The 18,816-nt window shown below is 63.8% G+C and carries 4 protein-coding genes (1 of these 4 cut by a window edge); 3 read left to right on the top strand and 1 reads right to left on the bottom strand.

Features of this window, described 5'->3' with window-relative positions:
* Positions 1-46: 46 nt before the first annotated feature.
* Positions 47-445, bottom strand: coding sequence for an AHH domain-containing protein (locus AABA84_RS32680; RefSeq protein ID WP_338314187.1), 399 nt, complete (start codon positions 443-445; stop codon positions 47-49).
* A gap of 283 nt (positions 446-728) precedes the next feature.
* On the opposite strand from AABA84_RS32680, the gene AABA84_RS32675 reads away from it, so the two are divergent.
* From AABA84_RS32675 to AABA84_RS32665, 3 genes are all read left to right on the top strand, one after another.
* Positions 729-1,343: a toxin-activating lysine-acyltransferase gene (locus tag AABA84_RS32675; protein ID WP_338314186.1), complete on the top strand. Its 615-nt coding sequence runs from the start codon at positions 729-731 to the stop codon at positions 1,341-1,343.
* Between the two features lie 101 nt (positions 1,344-1,444).
* Positions 1,445-1,963, top strand: coding sequence for a hypothetical protein (locus AABA84_RS32670; RefSeq protein WP_212246851.1), 519 nt, complete (start codon positions 1,445-1,447; stop codon positions 1,961-1,963).
* Between the two features lie 598 nt (positions 1,964-2,561).
* Positions 2,562-18,816, top strand: the 5' portion of a protein-coding gene (locus AABA84_RS32665) for a tandem-95 repeat protein (protein WP_338314185.1). The gene runs 16,112 nt beyond the window's last position; the window shows 16,255 of its 32,367 coding nt (coding positions 1-16,255); it begins with the start codon at positions 2,562-2,564; the stop codon falls past the right edge of the window.

Genomic DNA, 18,816 nt, shown 5'->3' with positions numbered 1-18,816 from the left:
TCACCGCGCATATTCAGCGACGGATACAAGGCCGCCATGCTCATGCTCAACGGGAGTTGTGTGCACTGTCACCCGCAATTCTTGCAATTCGTTCTGGATCGTTGACTCCGAGGAGCTCGTTGTTTAGGCGGCGCTCCAGAACATTCAAATACTTGTTGGATTGTGGCGCGTTCTGATCGTAGAACAGTCCATCGAAAGCATCGACATGATTTCCGAAGTGCTCTGCCGTGCCGAGTACTGCGCCACCACGATTGCCCTCCGGCAAAAGAACGCCGTTGAGGCTGCTATTCTGATTGAAGTCCGCGCCTAGGTTTTGCGTAATCCAGCCGAGAGCCCTGGTCCAAAACTTATCACCTATAATGTGTGCCCCTTGAAATCCGTTGGTGTTGTTCGGATTGCGCGGAGTTATCAGGTCTTGAGACCTGTTGGACGCTGAATGTAACATTTTTTGGGCATATCGCGATTTCGTCTTGAAGTTGTATGCGGGTTAACGTTCTATGAACGCCGAAGGAGGGCAGTGGGGCTGCTTCCGATGATCTGCGACAGAATTATACATCCGATTTCCGTGCCGATCGTTGGTGCAGCCGGAGCGGGTGGTGTGCAGGTGACCGGTCTTTTTGCGTCGGCAGACACGCGGCCCGGACAGGGCTGCGGGCCGCCACGGCAGGCTCACTTCCTCATGATCGCAATACGCCCATTGGGCGGATCGAAATTTGGGAGCGAGACCTATGGCAAAGAGCGCGAACGAGACGGCGGCCGCCGGCAAGCCGGCATTGAACGGGATCAAGGGCGGGGCTGCGGCCGGGCCGACTGAAGAGAAAGAGCGCGCGCTCGATCCGCAAGTGCTGGCGCAGATCGCCGCGTTCAAGATGCGGATCCAGGCCGGCGTCGGCGAGGTCGTCCTCGCCATGCTCAACCTGCCGCGCTACCGCAACCAGACCCTGGCCGACGTCATGCACCTCGTCGTTGAGCCGATGACCCGCGACCGCATCGCCATCGCCAAGGCCGGTGGCGAGGGCAAGGTGGAGGAGACTGCCGGCATCGCGATCTGGGCCAGCGTCTCCGACGAGGTCGACGCCAAGATCCGCGAGCAGATCCAGGCGCGCGTATTCCCGGTCCGCCTCAAGGCCGAGGACTGGAACAGCGGCGAGACCACCTGGCTGCTCGACGTCATCGCCCCCTCGCAGAAGGTCGCCACCGCCGTGCTCGCCAATTTCAAGCAGGTGGTGAAGGACAAGCCGGTGCGGATCCATCCGATCGTGAGCCAGCTGGTCGATCCCGGCGTGCTGGAAAAGATGAAGGTACGGCCGGTGGGGGAGACTGATAAGGCCAAAGGCGAATGAACCTCGGCCGGAGCCCCGGTGCGATGGAACAAGCAACGAAATATTCTAGAACAAGAAGTGGCAAGCGGTTGTGCCCACGATCGCTCCTTCGGAGAAACGTAATGCGGCTCGCCTTTCCTCGCATCAACAGTTTCCAGACCGACGACGGCACGGCGTCAATCACGTTTTTGAAAGTCAACATGGATCGAGAGACGGGGGGCCTTGACTACCTGTTCAGGTTCAAGACGCCGACCGGCGATTTTGAAGTGCATGCGACGGTTGCAATTACAACGAGCTTTGCAGCTGCGGATGAGTTTGCCAAAGGCGGAGCCAGCCTTTGGTCCTTGGACCCAACGGAGGTGAGAGAGTACGTCGAGAAATACGCCGGCGAGCACGGAAACTCGTTTGTAGTACGTATTTTCGAGGTGCCCTCCGACACGAGCGACAGCACCATCCGGATTCTGAGGGACGAGTTTTGCAGGCTGTTCCTCGACTACTGGTCTTCATACAAATACAGCAACTCAGATGAGACGAGTGATCCCGTCGGGTTCTATCCTGACAAGATTCAATTTGTGCCGTACGACCTCGACGAAAAATTCCGCGTGACTTTGCTTGCCGGAAAAGGGGGGCGCCATGACTGACATTCGTGGTTATCCCAATCCCCTTTTGCAAGCCTTTTCGGATAAGTATGGTCTAGGCGTTACCTTCGACGCGAACGGTGTTCCTTCCTTTAACGGAACCAAGGTCTCGCTCGCTACTTTTGAAGATTTTTTCAAGAGCGCTCTAACTGACGAGAAGAATCTCTATCGCCTGAATGCAGATGGAAGCCTGACGCGACCAACACTTAAAGTCTTCTACGACGGACGAACCAATGGAGTGTTCAATAGCGTAATTGCGAATGACTTTGTGGAACGCGCTGGATCGGGCGCTGTTTCGCTTGATCGCACAAAGCTCGGTCAGTTTCTCTTTCGTTCTAATCTCCAAAATGTCATTGACGGTCCATTCGACTCTCTGACCTACAATCAACAATTGTCGGCAAAGTACGCTAGTACCCTTCCGGTTCAGAAGAACGTGATGTTCCTGCCGGAACGGACCGACATGTCGGTGCCGTCCATTGCGCGGGATATCGAGCTGCCTGCTGCCCTTGAGGCGTCTGCAGACAACGCAACGTTTGACGGTGTGACGAAGAAGCAAATTCTCGATGCCTCGGCGGGAGCCCCGGAGGGAGTCGCCAAGAGGTTGGCGAACTTCAGTTCGGTCGCCGATTCCTATTACAATTCGGTCCGGCAGTTCGAGCCGCGTCTCTACACCTCCGACATTCTTGATCCGATAACGGGCCGAAAGATTCTTGGCGGCTTCGTGGCGGAGCCGCTGTTCTACGACAAGCTCGCCGGCGGCAGCGTAAATCTTGCGTCGATCGACTCGAATTTGATTTCGCTGGGCAAGGTACTGAAGGAATTTGCAGCAGGAGAACAGGGCTTCTGGAAGACGATGCGGTCGCTCGCAACGACTGCGTTCGACAAGCTTGGAACCGACCTCACGGCGTTCTATAACAAGGCGAATCCGGTATTCGAAAAATCGGTCCAGCTCCTTGCCGATGCGATCCTCGGCGCGGCAGAAAAATCGACCGCAGCCATCGACTTCGCAACCACGACCGTCGCGCAAACCTGGAGCAAGGCGCTCGAGATCGCTTCCACGGCAGCTGAAGGCGCGCAGGCTGCGGCCGAAACGGTCACCAAAAATCTCGCGCGTTGGCAGAACGCGTTCTTCGACGTCTTTTCGACTTATTTCGATGGGCTTCCCGAAGAACTTGTCAGGGTGGGCAAGTCGGTTCTGGGATATTACAAGGCGGCATGGAACGATGTCGTCGGGCTGATCCACTACGACGGCAACCCCGCAAGCTACGCGATGAGGCTGACGGGAGTTGCTGCCGGTGCGCTGCTCGCGGTTTTTGACGGCATTGCCGAGTACAAGAAAGCTGGCGGGTTCACGGCTCCGTTCTTTGCCTGGGCGGCGAAGACGGCTCTTATCACGGCGGTTGCGATTCCCGTCATTGGCGCGCTGTCGAGCCTGGCGATCTCGACCGCACCGGTTTGGGGCACCGTTGGCGTCGTCGCGTTCACAGGCGCTGGCCTTTATCTGGGCGTGCGGGCCGTCGCGACCAATCTCGTCGAGGCGTACGCCGACCAGCCGAATTCGATCCTCTATAAATCCGCCTCGACGGTCCTCGGCTATATGAAGACCTTCGAGGGGACCGCGGCCTCCTATTTGAAGCAGGCGGTGAGTTCTCTGCCATCGGCGACCCAAGCCCAGGAGCTTCTGGCCGGCATCACTAAGATCGCCATGGATACCTTTCAGATCGTCGGTACTGGCGGTGCGGGCTACACATACAACGAGAAGAACGCCGCGCTATGGGGATATGACGACGCTGTTCTGCTCGGCGGCGATCCCAATGACTGGCTCTTTCACTCCGGCTTCGGGTTCGCATCCGGAGGAAAAGGCGACGATGTCCTTGTCGGCGTATTCCCGAAGGTTCTCAATGCCGGAGAGAAGATTGGATCCCCTCTGGCAGATGGCCAGCCGGACACGCGGAAGGTTGCGCAAAGCGAATTGACCCTTGTCCTTGACGGTGGGGAAGGAAAGGATTGGGTTATCGCTGCAGGTGGACAGAAGGCGACGACTGCCGGCGGTCTTGGCCGCGACTGGATCTACAACACCTCAAACGGCGGCATCATCTGGGGCGACACCGTCGGCGGGACTTACGAAAAGCCCGTTCTCGATGCTCAGGGCAATCCCATCCTCAATCCGGACGGAACGCCCAAGACGACACCGTCCAAGGTCGAGGACACCGCCGCCAACGCCGACAACATCTGGTACTCGGCGAACACCATCGTCAAGGACGCGCAGCACCATGACGTGCTCAAGTTCTATGGTCTGACCCTAACCGGTGGCAATGCCGAAGGCGGCATTGCGGGTCTCGCGGCATTCGGCGGCGTCGGTGCCGTCGTCGGCTACACCAACTTTCTGACAACGGCTGCTGCAAACGGCGGCAAATACGATCCGGCGAAGTCGATCTATTTCGATCATTTGCTGCCGTGGATGACCTATGCGTTCCGACCCAATGCCCGCGGCGGGTTGGACATGTACGTCACCAACCAGTTCGATCAGTTGTTCACGGCGGTGTTCGGCGGCACCGCGAGCGACGCCTACAAGGCGCAGCAGGCGCTGGATGCGCAAGGCATCCTGAAGGGCTGGATGAAGATCGAGAACTTCGATCTCGTCGGCAGTTACATCGGATTCCAGCAGGCAGAGCTCACCGGCCAGGGCACTTTCGGCATGGTGTTTAAGGCGCCCAATCCGATCGCCGATCTGATGACGCTGCTCGAGCCGCTGCTCGGGGTGTACGGCATTGCCATTGCCGCTCAATATGGCGGCAATACCCTGATCGATCAGGCCGTGACCCTTGGCGCCGCCGCGGCGCGGTTCGCGAAGGGCATGAAATGGGCGGACGGTGCCGATCCGCTGGTGATCGATCTCAATGGCAACGGTATCGAGACAACCGACCTCGGAGTCAGCCAGGTCTATTTCGACGTTGACCACGACCTGTTCGCCGAGCGCACCGGCTGGCTCAGCGGGAACGACGGCTTCCTGGTCCGCGACCTCAACGGCAATGGCGGGATCGACGACGTCTCGGAGATGTTCGGCGGGGTCGGGCAGTCCGGCTTTGCGCAGCTCGCCACTCTGGATTCTAACGGCGACGGCAAGATCACGGCCGCTGATGTGTTGTGGTCCGAACTCAGGGTATGGCAGGACCTCGATGGCGACGGCATCACCGACGCCGGCGAGCTGAAGACGCTCGATCAGCTCGGCATCATCAGCATCGATCTCGGCGCCACCGCGATCGACATCACCACGCCCGACGGCGCGCACCTGACCGGCGTCGGCGACATCACCTTCCAGAGCGGTGCCGTCAGGCACATGTACGACGCCATCCTGGCCTCGAACGACACCGACACCAAATATGCCGGCGAGGCCGGCCATGCGGCCTGGCAGTCGGGCTCGACGCTCGACGTCAAGGGCTTTGGGCGGGTGACCAACCTCGCGGTCGCCGCCGCCAACGACATCGCGTTCGGCGAGCTCGTGACCTCGACGGCGGCGGCGATGACGATTCCAAAGCTGCGCACGCTGGTGGCGCAGGTCGGCGACGTGCTTGGCGCCTGGGGCGAGGCGCTGGAGCAGACGCGCGAGCTGACGCCGGTGCTGGTCGGCACGGATGCCGCCGGCAAGGCCGTGCTGCTCGACCGCGGCGTCTATGTCGAGGACGCCCAGGGCGGCTACTGGACGCTCGCCTCCGGCGCGCCGGTGCTGAACGCGCAGGGCCAGCCGGTCGCGCGCGCCACCATGCAGGACGTGCTGGCGCAGGCGGCCGCGTCCGGCGCGACCTGGCGCGTGGAGCAGACCTGGTCGCCGTCCGACCGCGACGCTGCGCTGACGGATCGCGATGCCGCGCCCTATCTGATGAGCGTCGTCAACGGGCGCGCCGTCATCCTCGACTACGGCATCAAGCAGGCCGACGGCAGCTGGAAGCTCGCTTCCGATGCCGCCACCAGCTACGCCAGCAAGGACGCCATCCTCGCGCTCGCCCATCCCACCGGCACCGAGTGGCGGACCGAGCAACTCGGCTTCAACCCCTACGCCAACCTTCCCGTCGACAAGATCGGCGTGCGCTTCACCGACGGCATCGCCGTCGACTACACCGTCAAGGTGACCGACCAGGACGGCACCTTCTATGTCTGGGCGCGCAATCTCGACCGTGCGCTGCAGCTGGAGTGGAAGACCGGCGATTCCCGGGAATTCAACCTGCGCAACTACGCGATCGACTTCGCCACGCTCGACGAGGTGAATTCGACCGACGATTCCACCTACCGCGTCGAGATGCTGACGCCGGCGCAATTCCACTTCGCGACCTCGCTCAGTGGCATCGACTTCCGCCCGGAAATGCTGACGGCGCAGCTCGACAATGCGACCGGGCACATCGCCTATGCGGTCGGCCCCGGCGGCAGCGCCAATCTGTCGACCGATCCGGCGCATTACGTCTCCGGCATCGCGACCATGATCGACATGCTGCAGCCGGTCATGACCGAGTACATCGCGACCTCGCGCCGCTATGCGGTCCGCATCGCGATGCAGGGCGGCCTGAAGGACTTCTTCCGGGGGCTCACCTACGATCTCGCCTCCGACAGCTACAAGCCGACCACCAACCGCGAGCTCGTCCCGATGTTCGAGGCGATCTTCGCCGGCGCGCCGGCGGCCAACACGGATGATGCCGTGTTCGACTACCTCGCGCAGTGGAACGGCATCCTGGCGCAGGTCTATCCGGACTATCATCCCTCCGGCGAAGGCAATCTCGGCGGCTCTACGCTCGCGGTCAACCAGGCCTTCATCATGCAGATGATGCTACCGGCGTTCGAGACCGTCGGTGTCGATCTCGACATCCGCGGCGTCGCGCACGCGCTCGGGATCAGCGACGAGCGCATCATCACCCACACGGCCGGCGACACCATCGTCAACGGCACCGATTCCACCGACTATTTCTACATGACCGCGGGGAACCAGACCCTGCGCGGCGGCAAAGGCGCCGACTACTATTTCGTCGGGCGCAATTCCGGCGACGATGTCATCGACGACAAGGATTTTGGCGACAGCGACGAGCTGCGTCTCACCGACGTGCTGTCGACCGACGTCAAGGCGATCCGCGACGGCGAAGATTTGATCCTGCAGATCCGCGGCCGCACCAACACCATCCGCCTGACCGACCAGTTCCTCGGCGAGAACAACGCGCTGCTGAGCAACGGCAAGCGGGCCGATTCCGGCGTCAGCGCCATCGTGTTCGCCGACGGCGTGGCCTGGGACCGCTTCCGCATGTCGATGGAGGTGCTCGACCGGGAGCGTGCCGCGGGCCAGTTCAACGACAGCCTGATGGGCTCGGGCTCGGCCGACATCCTCTGGGGCGGCAAGGGCAACGACTACATGAGCGGCGGCGCCGGCGGGGACATCTACGTCTTCCAGGCCGGCGACGGGCAGGACGTCATCGACGACCTCGGCAATTTCTCCTTCGGGCCGGTCAAGGCCGGCGTCGACGTGCTCAGCTTCAAGGGCGGCATCAAGCTCGAGAATTTGAAGCTGATCCGCGACGGCGAAAGCCCCGATCTGCAGATCGTCTTCCTCGACGATAACGGCAATCCGACCGGCGACACGCTGGTCATCAAGGGCCAGTTCGCCGGCATCAGGACCGGCCTCGGCCTGTTCTCCGACGCGCTCGGCAGCAGCGACGGGCTCGACTATGTCGCGCCGAACCTGATCGAGCGTTTCGTCTTCGACGACGGCTCCAGCCTCGATTTCACGCAGATTGTGCAGAAGGTGCTGGAGAACGCCAAGACCGCGAACGACGATGCGATCTACGGCATGATCAATGCCAACACGCTCGACGGCGGCGCCGGCAACGACTTCCTGTCCGGCAAGGAGGGCGACGACACCTACATCTTCGGCCGCGGCTACGGCCGCGACGTCGTCCTCGACAACGCCATTCCCGGCCTGTTCGATCCGCCGCAGCACGACAAGCTGCAATTCGTCGACGAGATCCGCTGGACCGACCTCGACTTCCTGCGCGACGGCGCGAGCGACACGCTGCGCATGCGCATCAAGGGCACGACCGACGAAATCGTGCTGCAGGACTTCCTCGCCACCGTTCCGATCCTCGGCTTCATCAACGTCATCGAGGACATCAAGTTCGGCGACGGCACGGTCTGGACCGGCTTCAAGCTGGCCCAGCACTACATCGACATCGCCAAGACCGCCGGCAACGACACCATCTACGGCTATGACGAACTGTCCGACTCGATCGACGGCGGCGCCGGCGACGACCGTCTCGTCGGCTTCGGCGGCAACGACGTCTATTACGTCGCGCTCGGGGAGGGTAACGACACCATCCTCGACAGCTCGGGCAACGATCAGCTCGTGCTCTCCGGCATCGCCTCGACCGACGTCGACTTCTCCCGCACCGCGCTCGACCTGATCATCACCGTCCGCGCCACCGGCCAGCGCTTCGTGCTGGAGAACCAGTATGTCCGCGACGACGGCCAGACCTACGCGGTCGAGAGCCTGGTCTTCACCGACCGCACGGTGTCGTTCCTCGACGTCAATCCGGAGGACATCGATCTTGTCGGCACCAACGGCGACGAGACCATCACCGGCTCGAATTTCGCCGAAACGCTCGACGGACGCGGCGGCAACGACACGCTGGTCGGCGGCGACGGCGGCGACACCTACAAGTTCGACGCCGGCTACGGCCAGGACGTCATCGTCGACCGCCGCGTGCGCGCGAGCTGGTCGGACCGGCGCGGCGTGCACGTGCCGGTGGACGACGTCGTCCAGTTCGGCGGCGGCATCACCCGCGACAACGTCGTCTTCACCAAGGACGGCGACGACCTCCTGATCTCGATCACGGGCCGCACCGACACGCTGCGCATCCGGAACCAGTTCCGCGACGCCGAGGACGGCGTCGAGCTGTTCCGCTTCTTCGACGGCTCGACCATCAAGATCTCGGACGTCGAGCAATTGCTCCAGATCGCCGGGGGCAACCGGGGCGACAACATCATCACGGGCCTGCTCGAGCAGGAGAACGTGCTGGACGGGCGGCAGGGCGACGACACGCTCTACGGCGGCAACCGCGCCGACGCCTATGCGTTCTCCGCCGGTTACGGTTTCGATCGCATCATCGAGCGGCCGGACACGGCGGGCATCGTCGATCGCGTGGTGTTCGGCGCCTCCGTGCGTTTCGAGGACATCGTGGTCAGCCGCAACGGCAACGATCTCGTCATCGATCTCGGCAGCGGCCTCGATGTCCTGACCATCGTCAACGGCCTGTCGACCAGCCGCGTCGAGCAGTTCGAGTTCGCCGACGGGCGGATTCTGTCCATTGAGGCCATCATCGACCGCATGCTGACCGGCACTGCCGGCGACGACCACCTGATCGGCTTCGACAACCGCAACGACACGCTGTCGGGCGGGGCCGGCCAGGACGCGCTCGAGGGCGGCTTCGGCAACGACACCTATAAATTCGGCATTGGTGACGGCAGCGACAGCGTTGACGACGCCGGCGGCGTCGACAAGGTCGTGTTCGGCGAAGGCATCACGCCCGACCTCGTCCATTTCAGCAACATCGACGGCGATCTGCTGATCTCGATCGGAGACGGCGTCGACCGGCTCGCCATCCTGTCCGGCTATAGCGCAAGGCCGGTCGAGAGCTTCGTCTTCGCCGACGGCACGACGCTGTCGATCGAGGACGTGCGCGGCATCATCCGCGACGGCCTGTCGAACGCCAGCCAGGACCTCGTCGACCTGCGCGAGTTGCCGGCCGCCAGCACGCTGCATCCCGGCGCCGGCCATGACCGCCTGATCCTGGCCCAGGATTCGCGCGTCGTCATCGGCGCCTCGGAAGGTATCGACAGCGTCGAGATGCCCCCCGGCGTGACCAGCGCGACCATCGTGCTCGAAGCGTACGCCTCGAGCGATGCCGTGGTCAGGCTCGTCGCGACCGACTCGACCGACCTCATCGTCTCCTTCTCGTCGGGAAGCCAGCTGATCGTCAGGGGCGCGCTCGGCAATGGCAGCCTGCCGAACATCGAATTCGCCAACGGCGTCACCTGGAACGGGACCGCGCTGGTGCAGGCGGCCATCGCCGGGCAGGCGAGCGCGGGAAGCGACATCATCATCGGCAGCGGCCGCGCGGACGTCATTGCCGGCGGCGCGGGAGACGACCTCCTGAGCGGCGGGGCAGGTGACGACACCTACAATTTCACGCGCGGCGACGGCCGCGACGTGATCGACGACAGCTCCGGCAATGACACGCTGGCCATCACCGGCTATCGACCCGACGAACTGCGCGTCTCCCAGATCGACCCGGCGCGCAACGAGCTGGTGCTGTCCTTTGCCGATTCGACCGACCAGATCGTGCTGCGCTACGTCTGGGGGTGGAACGGCGTCGACGCGGTCCGTTTCAGCGACGGCACATCGTTCACGCTCGACCAGCTCCGCGATATGGCGGCCGACGTCGGGACCTGGCAGGACGACCGCATCGTCGGCTCCGCGCGCAGCGAGACGTTCAGCGGCGGGACGGGCGACGACGTGATCGTCGGCGGCGGCGGTGACGACGTCTACCGGTTCGGACGCGGCGACGGGCAGGATCGTATCGAGAGCAACGGTTCGGCCGACGGCAAGGGAACGCTCGTGTTCGGCGCTGGTATCGCGCTGGAGGACATCGTCACCACGCGGGATGCCGACGGCAACATCGTGCTGTCGATCAGCGGCACCGACGACCGCGTCACGCTGGTCGATCCGGCCGGCGACATCGATCCGGTGGTTGCGAAGATCGTCTTTGCCGACGGCCGCAGCCTCAGCTACCGGGCGCTTGCCGCCGCGATCGCATCGACCGACGGTGACGACCACGTCATCGTTCCCTCCGATCTCGCCAATCCCGACATCGGCTCGGTGATCTCCGGCGGTCTCGGCAACGATCACCTCGAAGGCGGAAGGGGCGCCGACGTCATCACCGGCGGCAAGGGCGACGATCTGCTGGAGGGCGGCAGCGGCGCCGATCTCTATTATTTCGCGCGCGGCGACGGGCAGGACACGATCGCCGATGTCGAGATCACTGATGCGTCCAAGGTCGACAAGGTCCATTTCGCGGCCGGTATCCTGCCGAGCGATATCCGCTTCCTCTCGGTCGGTCCGAACGACCTCGTGATCGGCCTCGTCGGCAGCGACGACCGCCTGACGCTCAAGGACATGTTCCGCGCGGGGAACGGCGCGACCGACTATGGGGTCGAGCTGTTCGAATTCGCCGACGGCACGGTCTGGCAGCTCGCCGACATCGTCTCGCACGCCGCGGCATCGACCGGTGCAGGCGCCGACACGATTGATTTCGGTCCGCAGCTCGACGTCGCGATCACGCTCGATGGCGGCGCGGGGGACGATGTGCTCGCCGGTGGTATCGGCGACACCACCTACGTCTTCGGCCGCGGCTATGGCCGCGACACGATCCGCGAGGCGGCGAACGCAACCGGCTCCAGCGACACGCTGCGCCTGAACAGCGGGATCGTGCCGAGCGATGTCGTCGTCATCAGGGACGGCAACGACATCGTGCTGCGCTTCGTCGGCAGCGACGACCGGCTGACGATCGTCGGCCAAGCCACGGCGAGCGCGCCGCCGATCGACGTCGTACGGTTCAACGACGGCACGCAATGGAGTGCTGCGACGCTGCTCTCGCGCGCGCTCACGCCCGACGCGGCCGAGCACGTGCTGCATCCGAGCAATCCGTCGGCCGATCCGTTCGCCGACCCGGTCTTCGCCGGCGGGGGTTCGGGACCCGGGGGTGGAGGATCACAGGGATCCTCGACCATCGGCCTTGCCCGCTACGATTCCGTCTCGCGGCCCGTCACCGGCCTTGCCGCGGTCGGTTCGGCCACGGACCTCGGCAACGGCACCTATCAATTGACGCCGGAGGCCGGTAGCAGGGCCGGCGCCGTCTGGGGCAGCATCGACCTCTCGCAGAACGTGGTCTGGACCACGAAGATGTTCTTCGGTGCCAACGAGGGCGGTGCCGACGGCTTGTCCTTTGCCGTCCAGAACAAGAGCGCGGGCGAGCTGACGGGGTCTGGCGGCGGCGGGATGGGCACGCTGGTCTCCGGCTCGTTCGGCATCATTTTCGATACCTGGGGGCAGGCGACCGACTTCAGCCAGTTCGTCGTCAACGGCCAGACCGGCGACGACAATTTCGACCCGCGGCACGACTTCAGCCAGCTCGAGGACGCCGCCTGGCACGATGTCGTCATCAGCTGGGACGCAGCGAGCAAGACCTTCAGCTACAGCGTCGACGGAACGCCGATCGGGCGCAAGACCTATGATGTCGTCGGCAGCCTGTTCGGCGGCGATGGCGACGTCTGGTACGGCTTCGGCGCGGCCACGGGCGGGGCGACCAACGATCAGCGGGTCCAGATCCTCTCGGTGACCACCCTGCAAGGGGCCGGTGTCGACCCGTCGACGGTCGGGACCGTCGAGCAGATCGGCTCGGGCCTGTTCGCGCGCGAGCTCGCCGGTGCAGCCGCACAGAACAGATATGACGTTTTTGTGCCGCTTTCGCGTTGGGGCGATCGTGTCGACGTCGTCACCAACTTCAGGAGCGGCGATGCCGGCGACAGTCTCAACATCGCCATTGGCGAGGGATTGTCCGGGACGCTGCTGGCGCGTGCGGTCGGCTCCGACACGCTGATCTATTTCGCAGAGCAGGGAACGCAGCGTTTTGCCGACGCGCGGCTGCTGTTGCGACTGGACAACGTCTCGCCGGCGAGCCTCACCAGCGTCAATTTCGCCGGCGCCGCCTTCACGGTGGTTGCCAACCAGACATTGACCGCCACCGGCGCGGTCCCCGTTCAAGGCGGTTGGGGCGACGACACGCTCAACGGAGACAATTCGGCCAACACGCTGTCGGGCGGCGCGGGCAACGACACGGTCGCGGATGCTCGTGACGGCAACGATATCCTGACCGGCGGGACCGGCAATGACTGGCTGCGCGGCGGCGGCGGCAACGACACCTATGTGTTCAACCGGGGTGACGGTCAGGACATCATCAGCGATTGGAACTACGGGACCGACACGATCCAGTTCGGTGCCGGCATCACGGCCGCCGACGTCGTGGTGACGCAAGGCAACAGCGGCCAGGATCTCATCGTCACCATTGTGGGGACCGACGACAGGATCACGATCGAGCGCGGCCTCAGTGCCGATTTCAACAGGATCGAACAGCTGCGGTTTGCCGACGGCAGCACGCTCAGCTACACGCAGATGGTCGATCGCTCGCTGACGCCGACGATCGGCAACGACACGTTTGCGGGGGACCAGTTTGCCAACACGCTCTCGGGTGGGGTCGGCAACGACACGATCCTGGACGCTCGCGAAGGCGACGACACCCTCATTGGCGGGGCCGGTAACGATTGGCTGCGCGGCGGCAGCGGCAACGACACCTATATCTTCAACCGGGGTGACGGTCAGGACGTCATCAGCGATTGGAATTATGGGAATGACACCATTCAGCTCGGCGCCGGCATCACGGCCGCCGACGTGGTGGTGACGCAAGGCAATGGCGGTCAGGACCTCATCATCGCCATCGCGGGAACCGAAGACAGGATCACGATCGAGCGCGGCGTCAGCGCCGATTTCAACCGGATCGAACAGCTGCGCTTCGGCGACGGCAGCACCCTCAGCTACGCGCAGCTGCTCGACCGCTCGCTGACGCCGACCAGCGGCGACGACACGTTTGCCGGGGACCAGTTCGCCAATACGATATCAGGGGGGGCCGGCAACGATACGATCCTCGATGGTCGCGACGGCGACGATATCCTGATCGGCGGCACCGGCAACGACTGGCTGCGTGGCGGCAACGGCAACGACACCTATGTGTTCAACCGGGGCGACGGCCAGGACGTCATCAGCGACTGGAATTATGGCAACGACACGATTCTGTTCGGGGCCGGAATCACCGCCGCCGACCTCTCGTTGACGCGCGCCAGCAACGGCCAGGATCTGATCATTGCCATCGCGGGGACCGAGGACCGGATCACGATCCAGCGAGGCCTCGATACCGACTGGAGCCGGATCGAGCAGCTGCGCTTCGCCGACGGCAGCACGCTCAACTACACCGACATGCTCGCGTTGGCCGACGCCAATGACCGGAGCGGATTGACCCAGATCGGGGCGGTGCTCGGCAACGGCATCGTCGGGACCGATGCTGCCGAACTCCTCAACGCGTCAGCCTATGCGACTGGCGCCATATTGGATGGTCGCGGCGGCTACGATCAGTTGACGGGCAGCGCTTACAATGACGTCCTGACCGGCGGCGCCGGCAACGATTTGCTGACGGGCGGCGCCGGCGCGGACACCTACCGGTTCTCCGCGGGCTTCGGCCAGGACACGATCGAGGAATCGACCTCGAACGGCAGCAACAACGTCATCGTGTTCGATTCCTCGCTCTCGATCGATGATTTCGTGCTGGAAGCCTATGTTTCGACCGACGGCAACGGCAATTCCGATTTCGGTCAGGCCCGGCTGCGCTTCACCGGCAGCGACGACCGGATCACGATCGCCGATCTCGATACGATCCAGCAGATCCGTTTCGCCGACGGCACCGTGCTCGACAGGCAGCAGATGTTGGCCCGCGCGGTCAGCCTCTCCAGCAACGACAGATCCATCTCGCCGTCGGATATCCCGACTCCGATCCCGCTGAGCGGATCTGCGAAGGACGACCTGCTAGAAGGCCATGGCACCGACGATACGCTCCTCGGCGGCGCAGGTAACGACCGCCTCTATGGCGGCGACGGCGCTGACGTCCTGAGCGGCGGGACCGGCAATGATCTCCTGTCCGGTGGCGCTGGAGCCGACGTCTATCGGTTCTCGGCGGGCTTCGGTCACGACACGATCGACACCGGCGACACCGGGCTCGACTGGATCGAATTCGATTCCAGCCTGACGCCTGATGACATCGAGCTGCTGCGTCCCTATGACCGGTACGAGGGCGGCGGTCTCACCGACGACTTGCTCGTGCACGTGAAAGGCACCGAGGACGTCATCGAAGTCCGCTATACGCTGAGCACGGACCCCTACCAGAGCATTGCCGGCATCCGCTTCGCGGATGGGACGACCTGGACGCTGGCCGACATCATCAACGCCGCGGTGCCGGCGCCGGGCATCAACGTGCAGGGCGCGATCTCGGACGATACGCTGATCGGCACGGCGTACAACGATTCCCTCAATGGGGGTGGCGGCAACGATACGCTGATCGGCGGTGCCGGCGACGATTTCCTGTGGGGCGCGGAAGGCGACGACATCTTGGACGGCGGCGCAGGCAGCGATCTCCTGATCGGCGATGCCGGCTCGGACATTTATCGCTTCTCCAGCGGTTTCGGCAACGATGTCATCAATGATGTCCGCGACGCCGGCGCGACGAACGCGATCGTTTTCGATTCGACCGTCGCGGTCTCCGACATTGCCGTCTACTTCTCGCAGTACGGCGATTTGATCCTGAGATCAGTCAACTCGGACGATTCCATTACCATCGGCAGCGCCTATGCCGATGATACCGTTGGTGTCGATGAGGTCCGTTTCGACGACGGGACGATCTGGACCCGCGACCAGCTCGTTGCCGCCGCCGTGGCACTGCCGGGCAGCGTGATCCAGGGCGACGCGACCGATCAGACGCTGACCGGCACCTCCTTGGACGACCGTATCGACGGCGATGCCGGCAACGAAACCATCATCGGTGGCGTCGGCAACGATATCCTGAACGGTGGAGACGGCGCCGACATCCTGATCGGCGGTGCTGGCCACGACGAAATGGACGGAGGATACGGTAACGACGTCTATCGCTTCTCGGCCGGATTCGGCTCGGACACGGTTTACGTCACGCCGTACTATGCGGACGACACCGACGTCATCGAGTTCGACGCGACGATTGCGGCTGCGGATGTCCGTCTCACTTTCGAAGGAGATGGTTACCCGCCGAGCATGCTGCTGACGATCGACGGCAGCACCGACCAGATCATGCTGAACGGGCTGCATGCGTCCACGGAGATCCATTTCGCCGACGGCACGATCTGGACATATGACGACATGGCCGCGCTCGCCGCGCCGTGGCTGGGCGTCAACCTGCAGGGCGACCAGGGCACCGACGTTTTCGGAACCAGCGGCTCGGACAAGCTCGAGCCCAATTACGGCGTCGCGTCCACCCTCAAGGGCTTTGCCGGCGACGACATCCTCAACGGCTCCACCGGTGACGATATCCTGGACGGCGGCACCGGCGACGACCAGATGCAGGGCAACCAGGGAGCCGACACCTACCGCTTCTCGGCCGGTTTCGGCCAGGACCAGATCTACGAGTGGGGCGCCGAGGTCAACCACATCGTCTTCGACTCCTCTATCTCGTCCAGCGACATCATCATCGAGCACGAGTCCGGTTATAACGGCGACATTACCTATGCCGACGTGATCTTGCGCGTTGCGGGGACTGAAAACCGTATTACGTGGGGTGGCGGCTTCGGCTCCGGTGATTTCGACGTCCGGTTTGCCGACGGCACCGTCTGGAATTCCAACGATATCAGGGCGCGCTGGAGTCAGATCGAGCATCCGTATCAAGGCGGCACGCCGTTGGTCGGAGGCGCGACCAACGACAGCATGTACGGCTCGGTCGGCGCTGACATCATCGAAGGGCGCGGCGGCAACGACTATCTGGACGGCAATTCCGGTGGCGACATCCTGGTCGGAGGGACCGGGTCCGATCAGCTGTATGGCGGCGTCGGCAGCGATGTCTACCGCTTCTCTGCCGGCTTTGGCGAGGACTGGATCCACGACTCCGTGTACGGCGCGGACGTCAATGTCATCGAGTTCGACGCGACGATCGACCCGGCGCAGGTGAGCGTCCTGTCGGACGCCCCCGATCTCATGAGCAACTACTATCTGTCCATTGCCGGTACCGAGGATCGCGTCTGGGTCTCGCGCTACGCCCATGACGCCGTGATCTCGCAGGTCCGTTTTGCCAACGGCACGGTGTGGAGCGCCGCCGACATCGAGGCGCGGTTGACTTATTCGAACCGGCCGACGCTCGTGAGTTCGGCCGGTGGCGCGCAGATGGTCGGTACCGCCGGCAGCGACAACCTGACCGGCACGGCTGGCGCCGACGACATCAACGGCGGCGGATCGGTCCAATGGCAGCCGGTGGGCGCCAACCTGATCGTCAACGGCAGCTTCGAGCAGCTTGCCGCGGATGCCAGCCCGCAAAGCTGGGGCTATTCGGCAACGAATTTGCCGGGCTGGACCCGGATCAACAGCACGCAGCCGGGGACGACGCCGGGCATCGAGCAGATGACATCCGGCTACAATGGCGTCACTGCAACCAATGGCAGTTATTGGCTTGATCTCGACGGGACAGGCACTGGCGGCGGCAACAGTAACGTGCAGATCGCACAGGACGTGACGGGTCTCACCGAGGGCGAGACGCTCCTGGTGCAGTTCGACCACGCCAACCGCACCTGGGACTGGAACGGCTCGTTCGACGTGCTGTGGAACGGCACGGTGGTCGCCAGCTTCAACAATACCGGCACGGCGATGGTGCGCTCCAGCGTGCTGGTGACGGCAGCCGCCGGCACCAACCAACTCAGCTTCCGCGGCACCGGCAATCAGGACGGCGTCGGCGCCTCGCTCGACAATGTGAGCCTCACGCGTACGCAAGCCGTTCCGAGCTCGGCGATCGGCAACGACGTCCTGTCCGGCCTCGATGGCGACGATCTCGTCCGGGGCGGTGCCGGAGACGATGTGATCTCCGGAGGCAACGGCAACGACACACTCAACGGCAATGGCGGCAACGACACCATCAACGGCGATGCCGGCAATGACATCCTGATCGGCGGCAAGGGTATCGACAATCTGGTCGACGGCCAGGGCAACGACGTCTACCGCTTCGCAGCCGGCGACGGTCAGGACACCATCACCGACGCAAACGGAACCGACCGGATCGAATTCGGCGCCGGCATCAACCCGGCCGACGTCAAGGTCGCGCTGGTCGGCAATTCCTCGACGCTCGTCGTCACATTCCGCAACAGCGACGACCGCATCACCATCAACAACGGCTCGGCCAGCGACGGCAGGGCCATCGAGGCATTCACCTTTGCCGACGGCACCGTGTGGACCTTCGCCGACATCGCGGCGCGCTGGAAGACGCCGACTGCGGGTGCGGACCTTATTCTCGGCACCGCGAACGGCGAGACCCTCGCGGGCGGGGCGGGCAACGACAGCCTGATCGCCTTCGGCGCAGCCACGCTGCTCGGCGAAGCCGGCGACGACACCCTGACCGGAGCGAACGGCGCCGATATCCTGGTCGGCGGCACCGGCAACGACACGCTGAATGGCGGACAAGGCGACGACGTCTACCGTTGGGGCCGCGGCGACGGCAGCGACACGCTCACCGATACCGGCGGGACCGACCGCGTCGAGATCGGCGCCGGCGTCGCGCCTGGCGACATCAAGGTCACCTCGCCGGACGGACGCAGCTTCGTCCTGCGGATTCGCGACACCGGCGAGGAGCTCAAGCTCACCGATGTGATCGCGAATACGGGCAACGTCATCGAGAGCATTGCCTTCGCCGACGGCACCGTCTGGACGATGAACGATCTGAGGGATCAGTCGTACATCGGCGAGGACGCCGCCGACACCATGACCGGAACCAGCGACGCGAACCGCCTCGACGGGCGCGGCGGCAACGACAATCTCTCCGGCCTCGGCGGCAACGACGTGCTGCTCGGCGGCGCCGGCGACGACACGCTCAATGGCGGGACGGGAGACGATCGTCTGGTCGGCGGTCTCGGCAACGATGCGCTGTCGGGCGGCGCCG

The organism is Bradyrhizobium sp. TM239 (genome assembly GCF_036247985.1).
Lineage (GTDB): Bacteria > Pseudomonadota > Alphaproteobacteria > Rhizobiales > Xanthobacteraceae > Bradyrhizobium > Bradyrhizobium ottawaense.
The sequence above is the reverse complement of the archived record's forward strand: the minus strand, read 5'-3'. Positions and strand labels throughout refer to the sequence as shown.

Excerpts from the sequence above, each read along its gene's own strand:
- AABA84_RS32675 (WP_338314186.1), top strand. The coding sequence starts at position 729 with ATGGCAAAGAGCGCGAACGAGACGGCGGCCGCCGGCAAGCCGGCATTG.
- AABA84_RS32680 (WP_338314187.1), bottom strand. The coding sequence starts at position 445 with ATGTTACATTCAGCGTCCAACAGGTCTCAAGACCTGATAACTCCGCGC.
- AABA84_RS32670 (WP_212246851.1), top strand. The coding sequence starts at position 1,445 with ATGCGGCTCGCCTTTCCTCGCATCAACAGTTTCCAGACCGACGACGGC.